Annotated in this window: 21 protein-coding genes and 2 tRNA genes; 2 read left to right on the top strand and 21 right to left on the bottom strand. The window is 44.3% G+C overall.

Annotation, left to right across the window (positions count from 1 at the left end; all coding sequences use genetic code 11):
- Positions 1-9 precede the first annotated feature (9 nt).
- The 8 genes from rpoD to ACODJP_RS08770 all read right to left on the bottom strand — a co-directional run bounded on the left by rpoD (position 10) and on the right by ACODJP_RS08770 (position 6,589).
- Positions 10-2,145 (bottom strand): RNA polymerase sigma factor RpoD, encoded by a 2,136-nt coding sequence (gene rpoD / locus ACODJP_RS08805; protein ID WP_422480611.1) that lies wholly within the window; start codon positions 2,143-2,145, stop codon positions 10-12.
- Positions 2,138-3,940, bottom strand: coding sequence for a DNA primase (gene dnaG / locus ACODJP_RS08800; protein WP_422480609.1), 1,803 nt, complete (start codon positions 3,938-3,940; stop codon positions 2,138-2,140). The genes rpoD and dnaG overlap by 8 nt, the downstream gene beginning before the upstream one ends.
- A gap of 10 nt (positions 3,941-3,950) precedes the next feature.
- A complete protein-coding gene (locus ACODJP_RS08795; protein WP_422480607.1) occupies positions 3,951-4,403 on the bottom strand; it encodes a YkgJ family cysteine cluster protein in 453 nt (150 codons plus the stop codon).
- Between the two features lie 54 nt (positions 4,404-4,457).
- Positions 4,458-4,539, bottom strand: a tRNA-Tyr gene (locus ACODJP_RS08790).
- Between the two features lie 117 nt (positions 4,540-4,656).
- A tRNA-Thr gene (locus ACODJP_RS08785) sits at positions 4,657-4,730 on the bottom strand.
- Between the two features lie 43 nt (positions 4,731-4,773).
- The gene (locus ACODJP_RS08780; protein ID WP_422480605.1) at positions 4,774-5,694 is read right to left on the bottom strand and encodes a hypothetical protein; all 921 of its coding nucleotides are present in this window, start codon (positions 5,692-5,694) and stop codon (positions 4,774-4,776) included.
- A 152-nt stretch (positions 5,695-5,846) separates the two neighbouring features.
- Positions 5,847-6,227 carry a chorismate mutase gene (aroH, locus tag ACODJP_RS08775; protein WP_422480603.1) on the bottom strand — a complete coding sequence of 127 codons (381 nt, stop codon included), beginning with the start codon at positions 6,225-6,227 and terminating at the stop codon, positions 5,847-5,849.
- 17 nt (positions 6,228-6,244) lie between these two features.
- A complete protein-coding gene (locus ACODJP_RS08770) occupies positions 6,245-6,589 on the bottom strand; it encodes a hypothetical protein (RefSeq protein WP_422480601.1) in 345 nt (114 codons plus the stop codon).
- Between the two features lie 113 nt (positions 6,590-6,702).
- On the opposite strand from ACODJP_RS08770, the gene ACODJP_RS08765 reads away from it, so the two are divergent.
- Complete coding sequence (locus ACODJP_RS08765) at positions 6,703-8,025, top strand: DUF1015 domain-containing protein (protein WP_422480599.1); 1,323 nt, start codon at positions 6,703-6,705, stop codon at positions 8,023-8,025.
- Between the two features lie 69 nt (positions 8,026-8,094).
- Here the strand turns inward: ACODJP_RS08765 and mmsB are convergent, their stop codons facing one another.
- The 4 genes from mmsB to ACODJP_RS08745 form a co-directional block, all read right to left on the bottom strand.
- On the bottom strand, positions 8,095-9,288 hold the full coding sequence (mmsB, locus tag ACODJP_RS08760; RefSeq protein WP_422480597.1) for a multiple monosaccharide ABC transporter permease: 1,194 nt from the start codon (positions 9,286-9,288) through the stop codon (positions 8,095-8,097).
- A 9-nt stretch (positions 9,289-9,297) separates the two neighbouring features.
- Positions 9,298-10,824 (bottom strand): ATP-binding cassette domain-containing protein, encoded by a 1,527-nt coding sequence (locus ACODJP_RS08755; RefSeq protein WP_422480595.1) that lies wholly within the window; start codon positions 10,822-10,824, stop codon positions 9,298-9,300.
- Positions 10,825-10,936: 112 nt separating this feature from the next.
- Entirely contained in the window at positions 10,937-12,034 is a 1,098-nt protein-coding gene (locus ACODJP_RS08750) for a sugar ABC transporter substrate-binding protein (RefSeq protein WP_422480593.1), read from the bottom strand.
- 220 nt (positions 12,035-12,254) lie between these two features.
- Entirely contained in the window at positions 12,255-12,770 is a 516-nt protein-coding gene (locus ACODJP_RS08745; protein WP_422480591.1) for a hypothetical protein, read from the bottom strand.
- A 98-nt stretch (positions 12,771-12,868) separates the two neighbouring features.
- On the opposite strand from ACODJP_RS08745, the gene ACODJP_RS08740 reads away from it, so the two are divergent.
- Entirely contained in the window at positions 12,869-13,981 is a 1,113-nt protein-coding gene (locus ACODJP_RS08740) for a hypothetical protein (protein WP_422480589.1), read from the top strand.
- A 10-nt stretch (positions 13,982-13,991) separates the two neighbouring features.
- On the opposite strand, the gene ACODJP_RS08735 is transcribed toward ACODJP_RS08740, so the two are convergent.
- From ACODJP_RS08735 to ACODJP_RS08695, 9 genes are all read right to left on the bottom strand, one after another.
- The gene (locus ACODJP_RS08735; RefSeq protein WP_422480587.1) at positions 13,992-14,915 is read right to left on the bottom strand and encodes a ribonuclease Z; all 924 of its coding nucleotides are present in this window, start codon (positions 14,913-14,915) and stop codon (positions 13,992-13,994) included.
- A gap of 20 nt (positions 14,916-14,935) precedes the next feature.
- Positions 14,936-16,159, bottom strand: coding sequence for an ABC transporter permease (locus ACODJP_RS08730; RefSeq protein WP_422480585.1), 1,224 nt, complete (start codon positions 16,157-16,159; stop codon positions 14,936-14,938).
- Positions 16,156-16,842 carry an ABC transporter ATP-binding protein gene (locus ACODJP_RS08725; RefSeq protein WP_422480583.1) on the bottom strand — a complete coding sequence of 229 codons (687 nt, stop codon included), beginning with the start codon at positions 16,840-16,842 and terminating at the stop codon, positions 16,156-16,158. The genes ACODJP_RS08730 and ACODJP_RS08725 overlap by 4 nt, the downstream gene beginning before the upstream one ends.
- Positions 16,835-18,070 carry an ABC transporter permease gene (locus ACODJP_RS08720; RefSeq protein WP_422480581.1) on the bottom strand — a complete coding sequence of 412 codons (1,236 nt, stop codon included), beginning with the start codon at positions 18,068-18,070 and terminating at the stop codon, positions 16,835-16,837. Before ACODJP_RS08720 ends, ACODJP_RS08725 begins: the two co-directional genes overlap by 8 nt.
- Complete coding sequence (locus ACODJP_RS08715; protein WP_422480579.1) at positions 18,070-19,140, bottom strand: hypothetical protein; 1,071 nt, start codon at positions 19,138-19,140, stop codon at positions 18,070-18,072. Before ACODJP_RS08715 ends, ACODJP_RS08720 begins: the two co-directional genes overlap by 1 nt.
- Positions 19,137-20,012, bottom strand: coding sequence for a signal recognition particle-docking protein FtsY (gene ftsY, locus ACODJP_RS08710; RefSeq protein ID WP_422480577.1), 876 nt, complete (start codon positions 20,010-20,012; stop codon positions 19,137-19,139). The genes ACODJP_RS08715 and ftsY overlap by 4 nt, the downstream gene beginning before the upstream one ends.
- Before the next feature lie 20 nt (positions 20,013-20,032).
- A complete protein-coding gene (locus ACODJP_RS08705) occupies positions 20,033-21,286 on the bottom strand; it encodes a PEGA domain-containing protein (RefSeq protein WP_422480575.1) in 1,254 nt (417 codons plus the stop codon).
- Positions 21,287-21,337: 51 nt separating this feature from the next.
- Positions 21,338-22,436 (bottom strand): peptide chain release factor 2 gene (prfB, locus tag ACODJP_RS08700; RefSeq protein ID WP_422480573.1). Its coding sequence is split into 2 segments (ribosomal slippage): positions 21,338-22,366 and positions 22,368-22,436, totalling 1,098 coding nucleotides; the frame shifts between segments, so codons are not numbered across the junction.
- Complete coding sequence (locus ACODJP_RS08695) at positions 22,433-24,397, bottom strand: alpha-amylase/4-alpha-glucanotransferase domain-containing protein (RefSeq protein WP_422480571.1); 1,965 nt, start codon at positions 24,395-24,397, stop codon at positions 22,433-22,435. Before ACODJP_RS08695 ends, prfB begins: the two co-directional genes overlap by 4 nt.
- Between the last annotated feature and the right edge of the window lie 3 nt (positions 24,398-24,400).

Genomic DNA, 24,400 nt, shown 5'->3' with positions numbered 1-24,400 from the left:
TTATTGGTCCTAAATAAAATCCTTCAATCTTCTGCTCCGTTTTGGATGTCGGAGCCGACGCAATGCTTTGGCCTCAATTTGCCTGATTCGTTCACGCGTCACTTCAAAATACAATCCTACCTCTTCCAATGTCAATGAGTAGCCGTCCTCAAGTCCAAAACGCATCTTAAGAACTTCTTGTTCTCTGGGTGGAAGAGTCTCAAGAACTTCCTGCAATTGTTCTTGCAATAGAGTAAAAGCTGTTTGTGTTGCAGGATTTTCAACATCCTTGTCCTCGATAAAATCGCTTAGCAAGGAATCTTCCTCTTCTCCAACGGGTGTCTCAAGGCTTATCGGTTCTCGTGCAACATTCTTTACAGCTTTCACCTTCTGTGCTGTCCAGCCCAATTTTTCAGCGACCTCTTCATCGGTAGGTTCTCGACCATAGGTTTGCATGAGCATACGAGATTCCCTTACAACCTTATTGATCTGTTCAATCATATGTACCGGAACACGAATCGTTCTTGCCTGGTCTGATATAGATCTGGTAATCGCCTGACGTATCCACCAAGTCGCATACGTAGAAAACTTATATCCCTTACGATACTCGAACTTCTCTACAGCCTTGATCAAACCGATATTTCCTTCCTGCACAAGATCGAAGAAGTGAAGGCCTCTATTGGTATATTTCTTGGCAATACTCACTACAAGACGCAAGTTAGCCTGTATCAATCGATCCTTTGCACTCTTCATCATTTCACGCCCCCGCATTATCTCTTTTGCGTTGGCTATGATATCTTCACAGGATTCTTCAAATTCGTATTCTATGTTCTTCAGCTCTTTCTCTGTAAGTTGGACATCTCGAATCAATTCCTTGATCTTGTCAGCAGTCATGTTAAGACGATTCTCGACCGCTGTCCTCTGAGATGGGACAGCAAGGCTTCTACCCATAAGTCGCAATTCACGGACACTACCGACACAAAGCTGGTTCTCTATACGTGCTTTCTTTCTCTGAAGATCGTAAATACTCCGTTCGGCAGAGAGATATCTTTCGGTAAAACCACTGATCTCTTCGGGTTGAAGCTCAACCTTAGAGAGTTTTTTCATAAGAGTTACCCGTTTTTTACAGAAATTCTCATCTTTGAGGATTTCCCCACCAGTGGCAACAGTTTTTTTCTTAAGCTCAATATATGATTTCAATGGAGCTTGGACATCTTTCAAAGTATCGCGATAGAACTGGGAGTAGCGTTTTTGGTCATTCATCTTCTCCTTCAATTCCTTAGGAGAAAACTCAAGTTCTTCTTCATCAAATCGGGTGTTGACCACTTCAAGAATGTCATTGAAACTTGAGATGAGAACACCAGATTTAAGGATGACCTCTTTGATTATCTCGGCACCCTCTTCCATTCTCTTCGAGAGTTCAACTTCCTGTTCTGCATTCAGCAGGTTTTCCCTACCTATTTCACGAAGATAGAGCCGAATGGGATCATCAACCGAAGAATCACCTTTATCCGATCCAAGGACATTCGATCTACGTGATCCACTATCACGGTTGGAATCGCGCTCACTGTCGTCTTCAATGTCCATAATCGATTTTCGACGGTTTTCATAACCCCCGATGTCATCGAATGATCCCATATCAGCTTTGGCATATTCCTTTTCTATATCGGCTTCTTCGTCGTCCTCTTCCAATTCCTCGTCATCGGACTCTTCGTCTTCCAGTTCCTCTTCATGGTCTTCGATCAGTTTGTCATCGTCCATGTCGTCAACTGAATGACGGGATGCCGGTAATCCAGAGATATCGGCAAGATCCCCATCCATGATGGAATCTTCGAGATCCTCTTCAATTTCATCCTCATCTTCGTCAAGCTCGTCATCAATCAAAGGATCTTCAGTATCCAAATCTTCCTCGTGATCAATCGCGTCTTGCGGTTTTACCGCCTGCTCTTCTTCGATGTTCTTCAACAAATCCTTCTCCATATCCTCTTCGCTCACCAGAATTCCATGAAGGTTCTCCAGTGAAGTCAAAAGTTCTTCCATATAATGTTCATCGTCGTTCAATTCTTGGGGAATACCTTTACGGACCTCTTCAATCGAGAGATGCCCATTACGTTTTCCTTTGGCGACCAATGCCAGGTAAAATTCTTGATTCTCCAATCTAGACATGTTCTGGTTTCCTCATTTTCGCAATCTTTTCATCCAAAGATTTCTTTTCCAGAAGCAAATGTGACAGCTCCACAGAAACAGAGCCATCCTTCTCTGCCAGTCGAATCAAATTCTCTACATTTTTTCTTACTTTTTCCAAAGACCGAAGTGAGATACGTCTAACGGATTCATCTAGAATCTGCTCAGCTTGATTGGTGAACTCTTCAGTCTGGAAGCTTGTGGCTACGATACTCTTGAGACTTGCATCCCCTATCATCTGGAGAATAACCTCATCCGATGTCGAAGATCCTTCTCTTGAAGCATCTTCCAGCACGGTATATAGCTCGACAGCCTGTTCATCAATAAGATCATTAATGCGTAACCGGTTCCTATAGGCAGGAAAGAGTGGACGGTTGTTCATCAATGTCAACATGGCATACAAATCCGTGGACCGTTTCCATCCTCCTCGCGAAGGATCGAATCCATTTCCACTTCGTTCTTGCTCCTCCCGTCTCCGTATGGTTGTATTGGCGCTCCGATTCACGTAATCGCGCATGAGAGTCTCTTCATCCAATTGCAAATAGCCAGCCAGATCGCGTAGATAGGTTTGTCTTACTATCTCCGATCCAATGGCATCCAAATATGGTTTTACCTCAGTAAAAATTTGCAATTTACCAGTCGCCTTCTTTCCATCATACATGGTAATCGCCGAATGTACAAGATGATCGAACCCGCTTTTACTGTTCTGGCATGCTTTTGTCAAAGCTTGCGGCCCTTCGCTTTCCAATAATTCCGCGGGATCTTTTGCTGCTTCAAGAGTAATCACGCGTGATTCAAAACCGAGTTGTTCACACGTGACCAAAGCTTTCTTCGTTGCAGTCTGTCCAGCTCGATCACTATCGAAGAGTGTGTAGGCTTTCTCTGCAAACCGTCGTATCAATTTACCTTGTTCAACGGTGAATGCGGTACCTAGGGGTGCCATCGCGGTTCCCATACCTGCTTGATGCATCGCCATGACATCGAAGTATCCCTCACATAGGATGCAGGAACCTGAACTCTTCAATTCTTTCATACTCTCATGCATCCCATAAACGATTTCCCGTTTTTTATATAGTATCGTTTCTGGAGTATTGATATACTTAGCTTGTGATGATCCTGAAAGGTCCCTTCCCCCGAAGGCCACTACCCTTCCCTGCCAATCCCGTATCGGAAACATCAATCGATCTCGAAAAAGGGGATACTGCCTATTGTTTCTCGCGAACAGACCCGACTTTGAAAGGATTTGTTCACTATACTCCTTGCTTCGGAGGAATCCGAAAAGCCAGTCAGGATCATTCGGAGCATATCCCAAGTTAAACTTCTCAATGGAATCACTCTTAAAACCACGCTTAGTCAGATATTCACGTGCACGTAAACCCGAATCTGTATTCATCAGGATATAATGGAAACTGACTGCAATCTTCTCATAAAGATCTCGTAGGGTATCGATTTCCGATCTCTTCTGTCGATCCTGAGGACTCTCCTCCTCCAATGCGATACCTGCCGATTCAGCTAGCATCCTGATAGCTTCGGGAAAGTTCAGGTGTTCCATCTCCATGACAAAATCGAAAAGAGATCCACTTTTCCCACAACCAAAACAGTGGAAGAATCCTTTATCGGGAAGAACTGAAAAAGATGGCGTCTTCTCATCATGGAATGGACACAGTCCCCAATACCTGTCACCTTTACGATGAAGGGAGAGGTATCGTGAAACAGTCTCCACCAGCGAGACGCGATTCTTGATCTCTTCTATTACCGATTCCGATATCTTTGCCATACACTCCCAATTAGTCTACAAAATCTTCCCAAACGGCAGGTTCGACACCTTCACGCATGCTCACCATACGATCGATCTCAGCCTTACCATGTAGCTCTCCGATACCTATGCCTGGACACCAAGATGCCTCACGTTCCCACGATTGACGATCTTGTATTATCGTATTCCAGAATGGATACGTCGCACATTGTACCGGACGCACCTCATATACACTACATCCATGACTGGCAAGAAATACACAATCATGGTTATCTTTTTCCAAAAGACTTATATAAGAGATACTACCCATAGGTACCTTTCGGCAATAGCGTTGTAGGAATTGTCTGGAAGAAAGCCCAAAGTGGTCTGTCAATCGGGTCAAATCGTCTTTTGTAAGAAAAACATAACCTGGTTCAACACCACAACAGTAGCGGCAACCAGGTTGGCAAGTGAACTGGAGCCCCTCATCGTAGAAATAACCCATCATACCCCCAACAAAGAAAAAACAGGTCCGTCCCTAAGGAGTAGACCTGTTTTTTGGGGAGAGAAGGATTCGAACCTTCGAAGGCTGAGCCAACAGATTTACAGTCTGCCCCCTTTGACCGCTCGGGAACCTCCCCGTTGCTTTTGACTCGGTCACCTTACCCAATAGAGGTAAAATAGTCAAGTCAAACATAAAAAAAGATGCCAGTAAAACACCTCGGATACACTATGAGAATCCCCCATATATATCCTTTAGCCACCTGTCAGATTCGAACTGACGACCCCGAGATTACAAGTCACGTGCTCTGGCCAGCTGAGCTAAGGTGGCGGTTTCCGTGCTAGAATACGGAAAAATGGACCTAAGTGTCAAGTCAAAATCCCCATTCTTTCAAGAAGGCATTAATTTCTTCCAAATTACGTTTGTCCGCTCTCGAGTGGAACGGCCATACATTGTATTTTGCCACGGCGTATTGAAGCAACATCACAGCTTCCTGTCGATCACTCATCTTATTCAACGCCACAGGGGAATAAAAGGGAGTAGCCCCCGGTCCATTTGCCCCTTCGTAGTAAGCATGTTGATCCACAGTACTTTTACCAGCATTCTTTTTCCAGTCCTTCTCCATCGACTTCAACTCTGAATTTCGTTTAGAAGTACTTAAATCTCGCTTCCATAACATCTCTGCAAGTGCTTTAAAGTGACCGGGATACAAATTTTCGGGTGGAATGGTATCTATGGCTTTCCGTGTATAGGAGATAGCTGTATCCAAGTCTCCGAAAGAGATAGGCCATCCAGGTAACTGGAAATAGAGTTGACCTAACACATACCAGCTTATTGTTCTATCTTTGATTCCCATCTCGTCAATAAGGTGGGTAAAATCGTCACGCATGGGTTTTGCCTTTGATAGAGCATTCAGCGGACCTTTAGTTTCTCCCCAACGGCCTATACTCGAAGCTTTATAAACAATCGCATCCGGCAACTCGGCTAATGCCAAGGAATCCATAGCAAACTTCTCTGCCTTTTCATACGTTGCGAACAATTCATCGTCACTAGCGCCCAAAACTTCTCGCTCATCTCCCATCGCAAGTGTCACACGGGATAAACGCCAAAGTATCTCCGCCTTTTCAGTCGCGTCCGAAGCCACATTCAGACTGTCAAGTAAGAGCTCTTGCGCCTCTTCTAATCGGTCATTCCAGTAGAGTGCATCGGCTTGTTCAATCTTCGGTGAAACAGCTGACAAGAGAGATAGAGAAACCAACAAGAGAACGAGAGAAGTTACCAGTCTCATTTTCATAGAAAACTCCTTATGTGTGCTTTTATATCATACACTTACATCATTTTATGTCAACAAAAGAGTTGAGACTTATGAAAGGTTTGAAAGGTATTTCAACCTTACAGTCCCTGCACTCAATCACGACTGTTGCCTTAGGCACGACAATGTATCGTTCACTTCTTTGGGAAATCGACTAAATCCGGCCTCAAAGAAGCTGCCCCATGAAGATACACGTGTTTTTGGAAATGGTCGGCTGGAGCATAGTAATGGATAAGAACACGAATAGCCCGGTCGAGCATATTATCGACAATCGGCTCCTGCATACAAAAAAGAGGGAGGGCAGAAGTTCCTTCATAGTTACGGAGAGCTGTCGCGGGATTATAGGTATGTAGATCTGGTGTTATCGTGAATTGGACCGATACCACTGCATCGTAAGACAATTTATTCGTCTCTATGATTGCTTTGAATAATTCTATGACAGCTGCCTCTATCGTTTGCTTGTCATCGAACGCCACTTGTGTTGCACCACGTACCGCAAATAGACGATCATTCATGGTAATGTAACTCCTCGTTAAAAATGTATGACAACTCCTTCATGCGAAAGGGACGAGAACAGTGAGATAATCGTCCAACCGGTTAGGAACATTGCCCCCCTGACTAGGGAGGAAAAAAAATCCCAGAAGGGGAAGACCTTATCCACCAGCCAAAGAAAAATGGCAATCAATATCAGTATCACCGCGTAAGCAATGCCAACAATCGCCAATAAAGTCGAGATGAACATGACAGCAGATGAGAACTGCCTAGTAGTTTCCCACCATAATTGCATTGCGAATAGAATAAAGGAGAAGAAATAGAGCAAAAGGATATAATTATGGACCCTGGCACCAAATGCCAAAGTTCTTCGTAATCGCAACATAAGACGATTATAACATAAGAATGCTTAACGCTGATATAGGAATTAAATATTGCGGATTTGCCATTATTCACCTACAATATTAAGACAAAACACAATTTGCAAAGGAATTTTCTATGGAAAACAACGCTATTGGTAGACTGAGAAGATTGGGAGTAGGAACTCCCGATATCTTGATTCCCAAAAAAAATGTCGACTTGAAAAAATGGGCTGTAGTCGCTTGTGATCAATACACTTCAGAACCTGAGTATTGGCAGCGGGTGGAAAACTACGTAGGGGACAATCCATCCACACTGAGACTCATCTATCCAGAGGCATATCTTGAGGAAAAGGATCCTCAAAAGAGAATTGATCGAATTAATGCCACTATGGCCAAATATTTGAAAGAGGACCTCTTCGATACATATAAGGAGAGTTTTTTCCTGGTCCATCGAACAACAGGAGAAGGTCCAGGCAGATGGGGTCTGATAGTTGCGTTGGATCTTGAACACTATGATTACGCAGAAGATTCCAAAACTTATGTGCGTGCGACCGAGGGAACGATACTAAGTCGGATTCCCCCTAGAAAACAGATCCGAAAGGACGCACCATTGGAGTTTCCCCACATACTCGTTCTTATCAGCGATCAAAAGAAATCTATTATCGAACCTCTCATTGATCAAAGAAAGACATTACAAAAAGTATACGATACAGACCTTATGGAGGGAGGTGGTCATGTAACTGCCTACCAGGTTTCCGAAGACCGACTCGATGATCTTTCATTGGCTTTCGAATCGCTGCATGCAGGGCTTGATCCTCAGAACCCACTACTCTTCGCAATGGGAGATGGAAACCATTCACTTGCTACCGCAAAAGCCTGTTGGGAGGATATCAAGAAAACACTAACCACAGAAGAGATTGCAAACCATCCAGCACGCTTTGCATTGGTTGAATTGGAAAATATATTCGACCCAGGCTTGGTTTTCGAACCTATCCATCGAGTCCTTTTCTCTATTAGCAAGGAAGATTTCCTTCAGGAATTAGGAAAGCATTGTAGTTCGTTTATCTTTGAAAACGTTGAAAATCTCAATGAGATCGAGTCGATTCTCGACACCAAAGGTGATCTTCAGAAATTTGGTTATGCTGATGAGGACGGACTTTCAATTGTAACTCTGCAAGAACCACAATCCAGCATAGCTGCAGGTACATTGCAAGCTGTAATCGATTCACTTCTGTCTGATCAGAACTCTATATCGGTCGATTATATCCATGGCGCCGACGTAACAAAAAATATTGGTACAAAAAGAGGGAATATTGGACTTTTTTTACCAGCCATAGAAAAGAGCACTTTCTTCGATACAATAATCGCAGATGGAGCCCTACCTCGTAAGACATTCAGCATGGGAGAAGCTCATGAGAAAAGATTTTATATGGAAGGACGCAAGATAAAGAACATCTAAATCAGAACAAGAGCAAAAACTAGGGCGGGTTTTATAGACCCGCCCTACTCTTCATTAAACCTGTTTGAATTAACCGAGGCCAGTCTTTCTTCTTGACCAGATATCGTAGAATACAGCCAGTAAGAGAATTGAAGCTTTCACAACATATTGCCAGTCTGCTCCAATGTTCATCAAAGACATGCCGTTATTGATCGCTCCCATAACCAGACCACCAGTAATTGCACCGATAATAGTACCGATACCACCAGAGGCCGCCGCACCACCGATAAAACAAGAAGCGATCGCATCAAGCTCGAAGCCATCACCCGCTTGTGGGAGGGCTGAGTTCATGTATGCAGTAAAAACAAGACCGGAGAGACCACTAAGTACACCCATGATAACATGGGTTACAAAAACGACCTGTTCGGAATTTATTCCACTGAGCTTGGCCGATTTTGCGTTTCCACCTACCGCATAAATATAACGACCGATAACCGTATTGTTGGTAATGAAAACGAATATCGCCGTTACAATAAACAGGACTAAACCTACTGTCGGAATACCGCGATAAGCAGCGAATCTGGTGAATACAAAGATAATAAGCGCAGAAAGACCTATCATCTTGAACAGATCATACTGGAAAGCAAGAACAGTAAACCCCTTTTTAATTTTCCTATTTCTTTGGTGAAGCGTATTCCAAACGAGCAAGACTATTATAACAACCATTACAAGAAGTGATAGTCCATCGAGACCACCAATATTGAAACCGTCGATTCTCATAGAACCAGAGGCTATTTTCTTAAAATTGTCATCAATCAGCGAAATAGGAGTAACATTGGTGATAATGTAGGTCAATCCTCGGAACAATAACATTCCTGCCAATGTTACGATGAACGCAGGTATCTTCATGTAAGCAATCCAGAACGCCTGGAAACTGCCAATAACCGCTCCAAGGATGAGAGAGAATACCAAAGTCGGTATCAATCCGATTCCAGTATTGTAGATCATTGCACTTAGAGCACCAAGAAATGCAATCAAAGATCCCACAGAGAGATCGATATTGCCAATAATAATTACCAAGACCATGCCTACGGCCAATATAAGGATATAGCTGTTCTGGATAAAAATATTCGTGATATTTCGTGGAGTGAGGTTAACACCCCCGGTCAGGATAGCGAATACTATCATGATAAGACCAAGCATAATGAACATGGAAAGCTTACGCATGTTCTGCTTGGCCAATTCAAAGAAAGAGATATGTTCTATGTTAGCTCCGTTTGTCATGTGTTCCTCCTAATCTATGAGTGCCATGTGCATAATGCGTTCTTGGGTAGCTTCCTCACGATCCAAGACTCCTTTGATCCGTCCATCATTCATCACGTATATCCTATCGGACATGCTGATTGCCTCAGCTAGCTCGGACGATACGACAATCACACTTTTTCCCTGTTTGACCATTTCGTTCAGGATACTGTAGATCTCAAACTTAGCGCCTACATCGATACCTCGGGTAGGTTCATCAACGATGAATACATCCGGGTCGGCAAGTAGGCAGCGACTGAGAACAACTTTTTGTTGGTTTCCTCCTGAGAGGTTTCTCACCAACTGGAACATGGAAGGTGTTTTGATCTGCAAGGCATCCCGATACTCTTCAGCTTTCTTCAATTGCATATCCTGATCGAGTACACCCCTTTTCGCCAATTTTGGTAGACTCGAGTTTGTAATATTGGTCACCACATCCTGGATAAGAATTAGACCGAGAGTCTTACGATCTTCACTGACGTATCCGACTCCTTGTTCAATGGCATCCTTTGGATTTCTGAAGGTAACTTTATTACCATTCAACAAGATATCTCCCGTTGCTCCAAAACCGTAGGAGTTACCGAAAATACTCATCATCATCTCGGTACGTCCTGCACCCATAGGGCCACAAAAGCTGACGATTTCCCCCTTCCTCACGAAGAAGGAGGCATCATCGACAATTTTCATAGTATGATAATCGGGATGGTATACACTCCAATTCTTAACCTCAAAGACCACATCGCCAATGTCGGGCTCTTTCTTTGGGAAGAGATTCTTCAGTTCACGTCCTACCATATCCCTGATAATTTCCTGTTCGGAGACTTCTCTCTCCCTTAGATCATGGGACACAATCGACTGTCCATCACGAAGTATGGTTATAGAATCGGCCACAGCGAGGACTTCATCCAACTTATGGGAAATCATGATGCAAGTGATTCCCTCTTTGCGGAATTCACACATCAAATCCAATAGTTTTTGGCTTTCATCATCATTCAAAGATGAGGTTGGCTCGTCAAAAATCAACAATTCAGCATCTTGGGAAATTGCTCGCGCTATTTCAACTAACTGTTGTTTTCCCACACTCATCCTACTCACGATGGTCTGGGGCTTTTCCTTCAGTCCCACACGTTTCAGTAATGGATATGAATCTTTCAGACATGCATCCCAATCGATTATTCCGAATTTCGTCCTCATATGGCCAATAAACAGATTTTCATAGATCGAAAGATAGGGACTCAATGTCAATTCCTGGTGGATGATCGCCAACCCATCCAATTCACTATCCTTGGTACTACGGTAGTGGGTCTCCTTACCCTTAAAAACTACTTTCCCTTCATATGTTCCCTTTGGATAGACCCCACTGACCACATTCATCAATGTCGACTTGCCAGCTCCATTTTCTCCAACCAGACAATGAATTTCCCCCCTGCGGACTTTGAACTGAACATTGTCCAAAGCTCTCACCCCGGGGAAGTCCTTTGTCAGATTCTGTACTTCGAGAATGTATTCATCACTCATGCCAACCCACCTATATGGTCGTTTCCCTCAGACCAGTCCAGTAATCATACAACCTTCCGGCAGCAAAATATGCTGTCGGAAGGTATTGCGTTACAAGTAAAAAGAACAAAACTTAACGAATCTGGTCGGCCTTATAGTAACCGCTGTCAATCATGATTTCAACATAATTGTCTTTCGTTACATTGACAGGCTCGAGCAGATAGGACTTGACGACCTTCTTTCCAGTGTCATAGGTTTCGGTATCGAGTCTGGCACCACTGATCTGGGGTTCTTCACCTTTGAGGATGGCATCAGCCAACTTGATGGCTGCTTTTGCCAAATCTCTGGTGTCCTTGAAAACGGTCATGGCTTGTTTTCCATCTTTAATGAACTGAATTGAAGCCAACTCTCCGTCCTGACCGGTAACGACTGGAAGGTCGTTCATGTACTTGGCATCTGTCAACAAGGCTTCGATGATTGCACGGGCAAGCGTATCATTGGGTGCGAGTACTGCATCGAGCTTGTAATTCTTTGCATCGCCGTTGAGGAGGTTTTCCATTCTCTGCTTGGCAAGATCAGCTCTCCAGTTTTCGGTCGCTATTCTGGTAAAATTGGCAGTATCGGAGGAGACTAGTGGAGCTGGTCCAACAATCTTTAGGACTCCCTTCTCTACAAAAGGTCTCAATTCACTCAATGCTCCATCAAAGAAGAAGAATGCATTGTTGTCGGTAGGAGATCCAGCAAACAAAGTGATGTACTTCGGATCAGCCTTTGTAGCATTTGCAAGATCAAGGGCTTTAACAATAGCAGCGCCCTGGAATTGTCCAACCTTGAAATTATCAAAGGTAATATAGTAGTCGTATTGGTCTGAACCAGTGATAAGTCGGTCATAAGCAATGACTTCAACTCCATCGGTCCTGGCATCGGCTACAGCGGTCACAACGCCCTCATTTACAGAACCGATTATTAATAGATCGGCACCTTTGGTGATAAAGTCGGAGATCTGGGCGTTCTGTTTAGTCTGATCTGCATCTCCATATGCGACTTCAGCAGTATATCCCAACTCTTCGGCAGCTGCCTTCAAAGCAGCTCCATCCATCTGCCACCTTTCAACGTGGGTCTCAGGCATCGCAAGACCGATGAAATCCTTTCCACCTTCTTGGGCACCTTGAGCGAAAACCATTGATCCTGCGAGCAACAAGATCATGCAAAGTAAAGCAAACTTTCTCATAGCACACTCCTTTAAGAATTTTTGGTCGTCATACGATCGACCTTCAAAGCACGATTCCGCTTTAAAGAAAACGGTTTCGTAACTATCAAGTACATCGTAAGTCCGACAATTACAGACTGCAATGTCAAAAAGAGGAATTACATATCAAAAATTGACCTTTTAAATAATTTTACACTTCCCATTCACGGGTAGGAAAGAATTGGATACGACTGATGAAGAACTATCTTTCAGGATTACTCTGGCTCCGGAACGATTCATCATTGAATTTCAAGACTACCGTCTCTCTTCTACCGTCGAAGAATCGGTGCATAAGTATGACCAGGACAAGGGAAAAGATGATGGATATTAAAAATATGAGGAAATATGAGAGTCCTTTTGTAGGATCCTGTCCAGTTTTCTCGGCTACAGCACCCAGCTCAACGGTAAATGAATCTTCCTGATGATCTGGTAGTGGGTTGCCGTCTTCATCGAAGAAAAAATAGACCGTCTGTCCAGGTTGCACATAACCGATCGCCCGAGCGTTATCCAACAAGGAACCGGTAGTCCAGATTTCATCCATCCGATGGTTGAGATTTTCCAATTTGATACGCTGTACATCCAACTCATGCTGGCGTATCTCTAGATGTTTTTCGATGGAACGGTTTACCACCATACCTTGGGGACCCGCAATTCCTATAAGCAAAGAAGAGGATATCAAGAGGATAAAAAGAAACAAAAAAATATAATTCCTTGTCATATACCATCCGAAACGCTATAATGCATTACATATCATACAGACAGCATGTGGTATTGTAAAGCAATACCGGTGTTGCCGATTGGAGAGCTCAAAGGCCCATGCACAAACATCGAGAAAAGAGCCCTGCGGGAATTATCGCCATCTCTGCGATTGCAACTTCGCTTGTGTTGGGTGGCCTATCCTTTCTTTTCATCATCTATGGGTTGCCTGTACTTCCTTTTTCCGTTGAACTCCTTTACACAGTGCTCTTAAGACTCCTACCAATCATCATTGGTCTAATCCTCGTGCTCATCGCATTGGCGATTCGACCTCCTGCGATCCCGAGAAATACGGATATTGCCGATGAAATCCAGAAAGATATGTACACGATGCCATTGTACAATCTTCCGGAAGAGGATGAAAACGAGATCGTAGGCAAACAACAGCTGCCAGTATCGGCGAAATTGAAAGAACCTCCAGCGGAGTCCGATAGGCTTACCGCCAACCGGCTTGAAGATCTGCAACCGGTAGTTACGCCTTTTGAAGGAGCACCTCCTGCTGCTTATATAGAAGAGAAGATTGAGGTTCCTGAGCCAGTCGTCATGCCCAAGCAGGAGATTATACCAACCGAAGACCTGCAACGTCATACGTTAGGTCGTCCAGTTTTGTTTAGTGAGTACCCATATCCCATACAGAAAGATAGCCAGATCGCTGAGTTGCTAGCCCCAATAGATGAGACAATTGAGGATGGTGCATTAGCAATGGAGGATCTTGAAACTATAGAAGATACCTTTGAAACTCGTCTGGAAAGTGAACTGGATGCAGCCGATTCCATGGGATATGATCTTTCCCTTGCGATTATAGATCTTCCTGAAACCACTACTGACCCTCATTCTGTCGATGCTACTATCGTCCAAAACCTTTTCAATAGATTGGGAATCGTCTCCTTCTTCTATTTGATAGAAGAACATCGCGTCTCGGCTATTATGCCATTCCATGATTTCGAACAGTGTAGAAGGTATTTCGCTTCTCTTTTAGAAAGTTTTAGAAAACAACATCCGGAAACTGCGATTAAAATCGGTTATAGTAGCAGTAAAAGCCGTCGAATCGGCCCAGAAGAACTCATCCAGGAAGCCTCGGTTGCTGCAGATATCGCCTCTGAGAGAGTCGGGTATAGCCTGATCGGATACGATATTGACTTGGAAGCAGATCCTGACTCCACTGAAGCATAATCGTATCCATTCAATCCTTCAATGGAATATCAAATACCATCCGATCCTTTGCTAGGAACGTTGGAGGGAAAATTTCTCTAGCCTCTTGCCTGAGCATCTTGAGATCGTAGTTGGTGTAACGCGGACTATAGTGGAACAATCCCATGGAAGCGACATCGGCATCATGTGCGATCATGGCTGCCTGTTTTGCTGTCATATGCTTCTTTTCACGGGCGCTGTCGGCTAAAGCCTCTTCAAACATGCCCTCACACAACAACAAATCCGCGTGTTTAACATGATTCGCGATCTTCTTGGAATAGAGCGTATCGGTAACATAAGAAAAAGCTCTACCCCCTCTCGGCTGTCCCATGATTTCTGCAGGTTCTATAACTCTACCATCGTCCAATGTGACAGATTGGCCCTTCTGCAATTGTGACCATAATGGACCACGGGGAACACCCAATTCGATTGCTTTATCGGGATGGAACATTCCTGGACGTTCCTTTTCCCGCATGGTATAGCCATAACAGGGCTTCGTGTGGTCAAGCTTAAAAGCCTCAACCATAAATTCTTCCGTTTCGTGGATAATCCCAGGCTCGACACTTTTCACAATGATTTCGTAATTGATATACATATCGAGAAGTTTTCGAGTCTGGTTGATATAATCGTGTAGACGAGAAGGACCATAAATAATCAAAGGATCGTTACGGTCAACTTGAGAACTCAACATCAACATGCCAGGTAGGCCGGTAACATGGTCAGCATGCATGTGAGAGATGAAGATAGCGGAGATCTTCTTCCATTTGATATTCAACATCTTGAGTGATATCTGGGTGCCCTCACCGCAGTCGAAAAGGAACAACTCTCCCTCTCGACGTACCATTGCCGAGGTGAGGAAACGACCGGGAAGAGGCATCATACCACTGGTTCCAAGAACAAACACTTCAAAATTCATGCCGATAGCCTACCGTCGAATCAATCTTGTTGCAACAGCTCCAAAGGTGAAATTTTCCTAATTCTCCGCAGAGAGAGGAAAACTGTGGTACTCGAGATACAGAACATCGTTAGACAGATGAACAAGATATCGGACCAGGATATGACAACCGGAAAATCAAGGAGGTAATATTGCAATCCATCGATCCCGGATCTCCCCAACCAATCAAGAATAAACCCGAGTTGGGATCCGACTACCAAACCTCCCGATACACCTATAACCATACCCACTGCTGTGACCGTCATAACAGTCAAGAAATATGCCCATCTCAATTGTCGATTCCCAGCACCCAATACCTTATAGAGAGCGATTGCCTGGGCAGAATCCTGGACCAGTTCTTGTGCGATGGATGCAACATAGACACCTGCAACTAAGAGTATCATGATGAAAACTAACAGTATGACTTGCCTACTGGTGATGAAGTTTTGGTAAACCGTAGCATTGAACTCATCCCAAGTCGCGAACGTATCGTTTGTATTGAAATGTTCATCGACCTTGCTATGAATATCGCCAAGGAAGTCTGAAGCTGATGCATCTACGAGGATCTCTGTATAAGAATTCTTTTCTTTAGGGAAATATCGTAATGCCGATACCCTGTTCATGAAAACCAATGAGGAATCCAATTCATGGTAGCCACTCGTATAGATCGAAGATACGGTAGCTAATACTGGCCTTACTACCATGGAAGAGGAATCGGGAACCACCATGAATGCGACTCGATCACCTACCCCAACTCCCAAACTATCGGCTATAGCAGCTCCTAAAATGACAGAAGCAATACTTCCTTGCTCCTGTGGGAAAGGATCTGATTCGAAAGTGAGTTGTGAATTCCTTTTATCATTGAAATATGATGGATCGACTCCTTTGATTCTAACCTCTGCAGTCGCGTCACGAGAATAGATGATACCATAACCGGATACTACATAGTCACCACTAATGATCCGCTGATCGATTTGTTTGAAAGCTGAAGGATCGGTGAAAAGAACGTCACGATGATAGATCTGCATATGCCCATCTTGTAAAAGGATATATTTTTCAGTTATTCCTTTCATCATACCATCCATGAAGATGAGAGCTAAAACTAATGGAATCATAACAATAGCAATCAGAAGCGCTGAGCGGATGAGTCGAATTCGGGCATACGTAGAATCTTTACCCAAAGAGAGGAGATTTTTTAATAACCATCCGCTGAATCTTGCTTTCATGTCAATTCCTGCAGCTCCCTATTATGGAGGAGATAAACAACTGCACATTTTCTCGCTAACTGCATATCGTGGGTAACAAGAAGCAATGTTTTGCCCTGTTCTCTCACCAAATCAAAAAGTAATTCCTCAATACCACGGGATGATTGCTCATCCAACGAACCGGTAGGTTCATCCGCTATTAAAAGTTCAGGAGAATTTACCAGCGCTCTACAAAAGGCTACCCGCTGCCGTTCACCACCAGACAACTTATTCGGTCGATGGTCCATTCTATCCGAAAGTCCTACCCGCTCAAGCAACTGCGCCGCCCTACGAGAAACATTTTTTTTCGGTTCACCCCTGATGAGCGAGGGAATACACACGTTCTCTAATGCACTGAAGTCATCCAGAAGGATATGGGATTGGAAGATAAATCCGATATGACGATTTCTGAATTCACTCAATTCCTTGTCATGCATATGCCTCAAGGCTTTCCCGAGAAAATTAACATCTCCGGAAGTAGGTTTATCCAAACCTCCTGCAATGTTGAGAAAGGTGCTCTTTCCTGATCCGCTCTTTCCTGTAATAGCAACCGATACACCTGAAGGGAGGGAAAAATCTATCTGTTGCAGTATCGATAACTGGCTCTCTCCCGAGATATAGGTTTTTGAAACCCCTGTGAATTCCAACAATGGTTTTTCAGTCATGGTACAACATCTCCATAGGTTCTCGTGAAAGCATTCTCCTACAACCTGCATAGGTGAACACTAAGGACAAAATCAATACAGAAACCGCGATTACAGCGATTTCCAACGCTCTCACCTGTGTGGTGAATGGGTAGGACAACAACAGATTGTCGCGTTTCGTAAAAAGAAACTGAAGGCTATTCATCCAAGAAAATACCGAACTGATGTGGGTTCCCACCAACACTCCTCCTAGAATTCCAAGCGTCTCTCCCAACACAGTGACCATGAAAGTCTGCCCAAGAAAAACCTGCGTAGCCAATTTTTTTTCAGCTCCAACAGCCCGGAGGATTGCTAGCTCCCGCTGCTTTACATGAAGGAGCCGAGAACTCGCATTCTTCATATTCACACCGAGTATGATGAACATGAAAAAAAGAAAGAGATACATCAGAACTTTCTCAAGCGTAAGGGCTGAATAAAAAGCGCTGTTCACCTCTTGCCATGATTTTACATCGGCTTGGGGGTATCGCTCTTGGATTGCTGAGATTATTGAACCAGATCGATCAATATACCTGGAATCAAGATATAATCCGTAGAGAACCCTCTTCGGGCTGATACTACTGGATAACGCAGAAAAATCGATCATCACGGTAGAGGAATCGAATTCGGCCAGCCCGGTCCGAAATGTTCCCACATGCGTTACTGGTATCGTCATCGGAGCTAGGACAACAGCCTTTCCGGATGCCAAAACGGTCATATCGACAGTACCCCCTTGACGCATACCCAATGAGATCGCAAGCGAAGAACCGACAACAATCTGAGAACCTTCAGCTTTGGTACCGCTGAGAAAGGAAGCACGATCGGAGAAAGGATTGCCCTCTTCCCAAATTCTTGAATCGATAATACGCAATCTAGCTGTGGTCGATTGATCAGCCAAATGATTCTGGATCAAGACTTGCGTATTCACAAATGGGAATACGTGGGACACATGGGCTATCTGTCCAAGCTCCATAGCAATCTCGTCAGAAGATGACTGGGGAACCTGATCTGGGGGAAATGTTACCTGAATATGAAAGGATTCTACGGATTTCACCTGATCGAGTAATTCGCTCTGGAGGCTATTCATCAGTGAGAGCATGATTATAATCGCCATCATGCCAACAGCAATACCAACCATGATTACGACCATAGCGCTGCGGTGTCTATTACTACGGGAGAACGCATAGCGCCAAGCGAGTTTCCAACTAAACATCAACGCTCCTTGCGATACTCGAGGCTCAATACCCGCTTCCCGTCTGGAGCATAGGTGATATCGACATAGGGTCGTCCATCTTCGAACAAAGTAACAACCGAGGTTCCGTCTTCAACAAACCTTGTTGCCGTAACAGGTTGCCCATCAATCCATTCAGTCTTGGTTTGTACCACTCCGTTACGATACCAGGCTTCGATTCTTCTGAGTTGGTCGCCCTCGATAATTTCGACGGATTGGTCAAGTACGCCGTTCGCATCATAGATATAGGAAACGGTTCTCGTAGAACCATCTGCAGATGAGGATTCTTCATGAACCAACATACCATCAGGCCCATACGTCTTCCGTATTGTCTGTCCTTCGTTCACCTCTTGTACTACAAGACGTCCCACGTTATCGTATGAGACATCGGTAATTACGATAGGTTCCTCTCCCGACCATACATCCTTGACTACAAGATTACCAGGATGGAAAGTAACTTTTGAAAAGGTTCCCTGATCAGTCTCTGCAAATACAGTGGAATCGCCTTCCCGGGAAAAGTAGGTATCCTGCCCTTCATCAAGAGCAACAACTCGCAAACCTGCCAACATGCCATCGGTTCCACGATAGTATGTAGTCAGCCTGTGCAATTCTCCATCCACTAATTCTTTGGTCTCTACAAGATGCCCCTCTTCATAACCATGGAGGGTAATGTACTTATTTTCAATTCCGGTTACTTGCCTCTCGATCCTTTGGGGAAGACCTTGCTCAAAGATCGTCTTGATATTCTCAAGGATCTCACCACTTGGCGAGTACTTTATTTCAGTCACAATTTTTGCACCTGCTTCCTCGGCATCAGAGACAATATTCGTCCTTTTGATTATTGAACCATCTTCTGAGAGCAGGCGTTCCTCATTGCCGTCAGGATCATAGGATACGTGCAAGGTATAGGTAATTGAGGAGGTGTCGGAGCCTGAATCAAGCAGTTGTAGCTGCTGGCCTAGACTATTGGAACGATAGAGAGCCCCGTAAAGCGGTAGGATAGAGAGAAGCAATCCTATTGCTACAATACGGGGAACTCTATTCATGGTCATGTGCCGATTCCAACCAATGAATCCAAAAATTCATCGGTATCGAACTCACGCAAATCTCCATAGCGTTCACCAAGACCGACAAATGCGATGGGAAGCTCGAGTTTTTCTCCTATCTGGATCAATGATCCTCCCTTTGCTGCACTGTCATATTTGGTGAGGATAATTGCATCCAAACCAATCGCTTGATGGAACAACTGGGCTTGGCTCAAGCCGTTTTGTCCCGTAGTCGCATCAATTACGAGAAATCGTTTGTAACAAGATTCATCTTCTATTCGTGATTTGATGACCTTGTCGATCTTTTGCAATTCCCGCAATAGGTTCTCCTTGTTATGCATTCTTCCTGCGGTATCGGCCAATACCAATTGGTCACCTTTCGCATGTGCACTTTGAACAGCATCGAAAAGGACTGCCCCGGGATCCGAACCATGTGCATGTTTAATAATTCTACACCCAGTCCGCTGCGCATGCAATTCCAATTGGTCTATTGCCGCAGCCCTGAATGTATCCGCAGCAGCCATGATTACCGAATTACCCCGATTTTGATAATAGGTCGCCAATTTTGCTATCGTTGTGGTTTTTCCAACACCATTCACTCCAAGGATGAGAAAGATATTTGTCTTTCCCGGTACCAGCGACGGTACCCAAGCTCTCACCTTCTGCTGCAACAATCGTTTGACAAGCTGTTGCATCTCTTCTACTGAAGTCTTCTTTTCCGATTTGGCCAATTTACGTACCGCATCAGATACTTCCATTGCTGTCTTGGCACCCAAATCTCCTTCTATGAGCATGTCTTCCAGCTCTTCAAAGAAGTTTTCGTCCAAGGTCTGTATGCCGAAAAGCGCTTTCAATCGTGCGCCAAAAGTCTTTTTCATCGTTGCTGCACCTCATGAATCTAGTATCGAGAACTATACTTCGTTTTTTGGTAATATGCAAATAATCCTGCACCTGTATCGAAAAGGGATACAGCCATTGCTCCAGCCGCACCAAGTATTGCCGGTTGCCACATTCTCAGGTCATTGGTATATGAGGCAACCGAACGGGAAACGCTATCCAGAATAATTGTCAGTCCACCGAGTATCAATGTGCGCCCTAGCGACGCGTACAGGTCTTCCTGTGCTCGAGCTGTTCCATAGACTGGATCGAGCCATTGGGGTTGTAAAGAAATATTCACCTCATCTATCGGTTCTGTGAACTGATACGTCGCCAACCTTTTTCCATCCTCTATCGCATACAGCACGAAAGGATTGTGCTGAGATTCCCATATGAACGGCACTTGCTTGTCTATGACATGGGGTATGGTGATATCGGTATATCCACTATCGCTGGTAATTAGAACAGGAGGGCCTTCGACCTTCTCCAATTCCACTTTAAGCTTTTCGACAGATCCAGACTCTACTGACACCGATTGTGTTTTCTCTTCATATCCGGGAGCTGAAAAAACAAGTACATGCTCACCTTCTGAGAGTACCATAAGTGAATCTCGCACACGCTGATTCTCCCCGTCATCCACGGAGACAGATAACCCTGGAGGGGTACTGTTGAGATGCACCATACCAATAGGGGATCCCCTATAAGCAGACATAATCGCAAGCATAGATGGTTCTTTCAAAGTCGCCAATTCCGACGGGATGACGAGATCTTCATAGACTAAACGGGTAATCCCGTCAGAGCGAAATTCCTCAATCCTCAGTCTCAAAAGTGGCTCGAAGTGTTCAACCACACAGACCAATAGAAGATCGATTTTATAAGCTTTCATCATATAGTCGGCAACTATACCGTCTTTCCTAGCCAAAGCTGTACGCAGAGGGTCCGATTCATCGATAATTATCCATTCGACTAGATTATTCGATTCTTGTTGAGAAAGAAGTTCTTCTTCATTGGAATCATCTCTTTCAGCTACCACGAGACTATCGCCATCCGATTCTTCAATCAGACGATGGTTACGGACAAGTTCGTCCAATGCTCGGGTTTTGGCCAATCGGTTCTCTACCAATGCCTCATAGGATGCATACGTGAACTGCCCACTATCCTGAGAAGAAACGAACGAAAATATCTGCTGCAGATGGCTGGACGATGTTCCGGTGAGGTCTACCCCTAGTAGGCCTATCCTCACCGGAGTCACAGCAGGAAGCACTGTCGTGACCACCGTGAAGAGTATAAGGAGGATACATAGTGTGGATTTCCTCCCCACCATCTGTCAAACCTCCGAATGCCATTTAAGGTAGGCTTCTATGAACTGTGAGATCTCTCCGTCCATCACAGCCTGGATATTCCCCACTTGTTCATTGGTCCTATGATCCTTTACCATGGTATAAGGTTGGAAAACATAGGAACGTATCTGGTTTCCCCAACTGATTTCTTTCTTTTCCAAAGCAAATTGGGCATGCTCCTTCTCCTGTTCTTCACGATAGTACTCGTAAAGGCGGCTGGTAAGGATTTTCATGGCTAAAGCCCTATTCATATGTTGTGATCGTTCATTCTGGCAAGCGACAACAATTCCAGTCTTAAGGTGGGTGATCCGTACCGCGGAATCGGTCTTATTAACATGCTGACCACCGGCACCACCACTTCGATAGGTATCTACCCGTAATTCCGAGGGATCGATATTGACTTCAACATCATCCTCAATAACAGGAGAAACGTATACGGAGGTAAAGGAGGTATGTCGACGTTTGTTGGAATCGAATGGAGAGATCCTCACCAATCTATGGACTCCGGCTTCGCTTTGGAGGTATCCATAGGCATAAGATCCCTTAACCTGCATGGTTACCGATTTAACTCCGCCTTCGGCTTCAAGGAGGTCAACAATAGTCAACTTGAGACCATTCCTTTCACACCACCGCATGTACATGCGCATAAGCATCTGAGCCCAATCACAGGCTTCTGTACCTCCAGCACCCGCATGGACGCTGAGGAAGCAATCATTCTTATCATACTTGCCCGAGAGCAGTGTCTTCAGCCGCAATGGCTTATATGCTGTCTCTATCTGTTTGATTTGCTGATCGACCTCTTCGGCAATAGTTTCATCATCCTCATCCGCATAGAGCTCTATCAATTCCTCAACATCATCAATGGATTTGATGATTTCTGTCCATGGATCCAAAGTAGATCTCAAATCGTTCAATTCAGCGAACAAAGCCTCCGCCCGAGCCTTATCATCCCAGAAATCGCCTTGCATCGATTCCTTTTCTAGTTCTGAGATCTTCCGTTTCAATGTATCGGGGTCAAAGACGCCTCCATACATCGTAGGCTTCTTCTTTGATCGTTTCAAATAGCTGTTGATTCTGAATGGTCATAGTTGCTCCTTGTTGATACTGTTGGAACGTGCTCTCCGTTCTATACGGAATCCAATAGTCCAGGACATTCGTTCTCCTGGATGTAGATCGAACTCCCACAGTGGCAGTATCTGCGTGTACTCATACAATACCTCCATACCCATCACTGTGGCAAGTTTCACTTTGAAATCATCCTTATGCAAAGTGAATCTGATATCGGAAGCAAACGATAGTAGCGTCTTGTTCAAGGGATCTGGAATCCTGATATTCTTGAGATTCGGGGCGACAACCCTACCCTCCTCAAGGTTTCGATTCCTGCTCTTCTCTACGGTGTATGGAGTAATTTGGTTATCTTTTGTTCCAACCGAAAGATTTAATTCACTACCGAATATTCCTTTACTCCGATGCTTCCCACAATTCTCGAGTTCAAAATCGACCACAATGGTATGTGTTCTGAACCGGTATCTCTTGCTTATTCCAATACTTCCGATACCAAACGGAAGATGGTCTAACGTACATCTGGTCGTAATTTCATTTTGTGTCTTATCGGGTATTTCGATTTCATAGATTGAATCCGAAGTATCAAACGTCTGTTTTTGCACATGTTTTGCATAATGTTCTATGCGGGAATCGTGAGCAAGAAAGACATCATTAAAGGAACGTTGGAAAGAACCATCTCTGATTGAGGGAAACGAAACTCTGTCCGATTCAGCCGCAAAACCGGTGAAAGTATCCCCATAATTCCATCCGGTAGGCAAATAATTTATCTCCGCGAGCGTGCCGCCTTTTGGATCTACCACTACACCGATATTCTTTCCGAGCCATACGAATTCATCTCGCCCATCGAAATCGATATCCAACTCACGGGGATATGGGATAGCTTCACTCGTATGGAGGATCCTTTCCGCCTCATTCATATGGCGATAGACATGTTTACGGAAACTGTTACGATAACTGCCTCCAGAAGGATCGAGTACGAATGCGCCACCGCTTCCTGCCTTAACCAGAAGTGATTCAACTCGCTTTTTCGTATCTTTATTCTTCCTATACAACCGAGCCAGGTCTACCAAATACAACAATCTGCCGTACATATGGTTCAGTTCTTCGTATTTAATCAACATCTCATTGAAAGAACCGATATCAATCAAACTGGAATCACGCCCATACCATCCCGAGTTTAAATATCCGCGGGCTTGGAGATCTCCTACCGGAATAGAGGAGAGTAATACAGTATCCTGTTTCTTGGTCTGTACTTGGAGATGCTCAACTACAGTAGCAAATATCTCCGTGATAGGTGGTACCAATGTCTGTATGGATATCGCTTGCAGCAATTTGTCCAAATTCAACATCACGGTAATGTAATGATCTCCTTGGTCAAAACGCATGGATGAGAGGGAATCGGAAAATTCTTTAATTCCAATCGATCCATCTGCAAACTGGCTGAACAGAATATCGAGACGATCATCGTAAGGGAAAATTTCTACGGTCTTTCCCATGTCTTGCATGATAAACGGTTCTGTCGCCACAACCTGATCATGCAACCGATCGTATGAGGAGATCACCAGACGATCAATAACTCCCATAGCCATTGTGGAAACAAACGAAGCATTCCAAATCTGGTTGAAAAACCATGCTGTGCGTGGCCGCTTCCCAAAGCGCTTCCTGATAAAAGTGGTAGTACTCTCAAGTTGTCCTGAGCGATCCTTGGAGGGAAGCAGATGCAATACCTGCTGCTGATATGCTCCAGTGATCAGCTCTATCTGTTCCTTTTTCACCAGATCCGCGATCAGCATATTCATTTCTGGGTGATTCTGCTCAAACCACTCCAAAATAGTTCCCGGGAGATACAAGTGCATCCTGAGTTCAGGATGCTTATAAACATAGGTCAGTACAGGTTTATACACCTCGGCCAACGCCCTCTCCAAGACAGGCAAGGGCGTTCCAGGTGATAATTGACTGTATGCTCCCAGTATTAATGGCATGAA

It is taken from the genome of Pleomorphochaeta sp. DL1XJH-081, from assembly GCF_049310885.1.
Lineage (GTDB): Bacteria > Spirochaetota > Spirochaetia > Sphaerochaetales > Sphaerochaetaceae > CAYZJV01.
This window is presented reverse-complemented; position numbering and strand designations above follow the sequence as displayed.

Coding starts and splice junctions, on each gene's coding strand:
- rpoD (WP_422480611.1), bottom strand. CDS start 2,145: ATGTCTAGATTGGAGAATCAAGAATTTTACCTGGCATTGGTCGCCAAA.
- ACODJP_RS08755 (WP_422480595.1), bottom strand. CDS start 10,824: ATGAGTGATGAATACATTCTCGAAGTACAGAATCTGACAAAGGACTTC.
- ACODJP_RS08765 (WP_422480599.1), top strand. CDS start 6,703: ATGGAAAACAACGCTATTGGTAGACTGAGAAGATTGGGAGTAGGAACT.
- aroH (WP_422480603.1), bottom strand. CDS start 6,227: ATGAATGATCGTCTATTTGCGGTACGTGGTGCAACACAAGTGGCGTTC.
- ACODJP_RS08735 (WP_422480587.1), bottom strand. CDS start 14,915: ATGAATTTTGAAGTGTTTGTTCTTGGAACCAGTGGTATGATGCCTCTT.
- ACODJP_RS08695 (WP_422480571.1), bottom strand. CDS start 24,397: ATGCCATTAATACTGGGAGCATACAGTCAATTATCACCTGGAACGCCC.
- ACODJP_RS08725 (WP_422480583.1), bottom strand. CDS start 16,842: ATGACTGAAAAACCATTGTTGGAATTCACAGGGGTTTCAAAAACCTAT.
- ACODJP_RS08720 (WP_422480581.1), bottom strand. CDS start 18,070: ATGTTTAGTTGGAAACTCGCTTGGCGCTATGCGTTCTCCCGTAGTAAT.
- ACODJP_RS08730 (WP_422480585.1), bottom strand. CDS start 16,159: ATGAAAGCAAGATTCAGCGGATGGTTATTAAAAAATCTCCTCTCTTTG.
- ACODJP_RS08750 (WP_422480593.1), bottom strand. CDS start 12,034: ATGAGAAAGTTTGCTTTACTTTGCATGATCTTGTTGCTCGCAGGATCA.
- ftsY (WP_422480577.1), bottom strand. CDS start 20,012: ATGAAAAAGACTTTTGGCGCACGATTGAAAGCGCTTTTCGGCATACAG.
- dnaG (WP_422480609.1), bottom strand. CDS start 3,940: ATGGCAAAGATATCGGAATCGGTAATAGAAGAGATCAAGAATCGCGTC.
- ACODJP_RS08795 (WP_422480607.1), bottom strand. CDS start 4,403: ATGGGTTATTTCTACGATGAGGGGCTCCAGTTCACTTGCCAACCTGGT.
- ACODJP_RS08740 (WP_422480589.1), top strand. CDS start 12,869: ATGCACAAACATCGAGAAAAGAGCCCTGCGGGAATTATCGCCATCTCT.
- ACODJP_RS08715 (WP_422480579.1), bottom strand. CDS start 19,140: ATGACCATGAATAGAGTTCCCCGTATTGTAGCAATAGGATTGCTTCTC.
- ACODJP_RS08770 (WP_422480601.1), bottom strand. CDS start 6,589: ATGTTGCGATTACGAAGAACTTTGGCATTTGGTGCCAGGGTCCATAAT.
- ACODJP_RS08745 (WP_422480591.1), bottom strand. CDS start 12,770: ATGACAAGGAATTATATTTTTTTGTTTCTTTTTATCCTCTTGATATCC.
- ACODJP_RS08780 (WP_422480605.1), bottom strand. CDS start 5,694: ATGAAAATGAGACTGGTAACTTCTCTCGTTCTCTTGTTGGTTTCTCTA.
- mmsB (WP_422480597.1), bottom strand. CDS start 9,288: ATGACAAACGGAGCTAACATAGAACATATCTCTTTCTTTGAATTGGCC.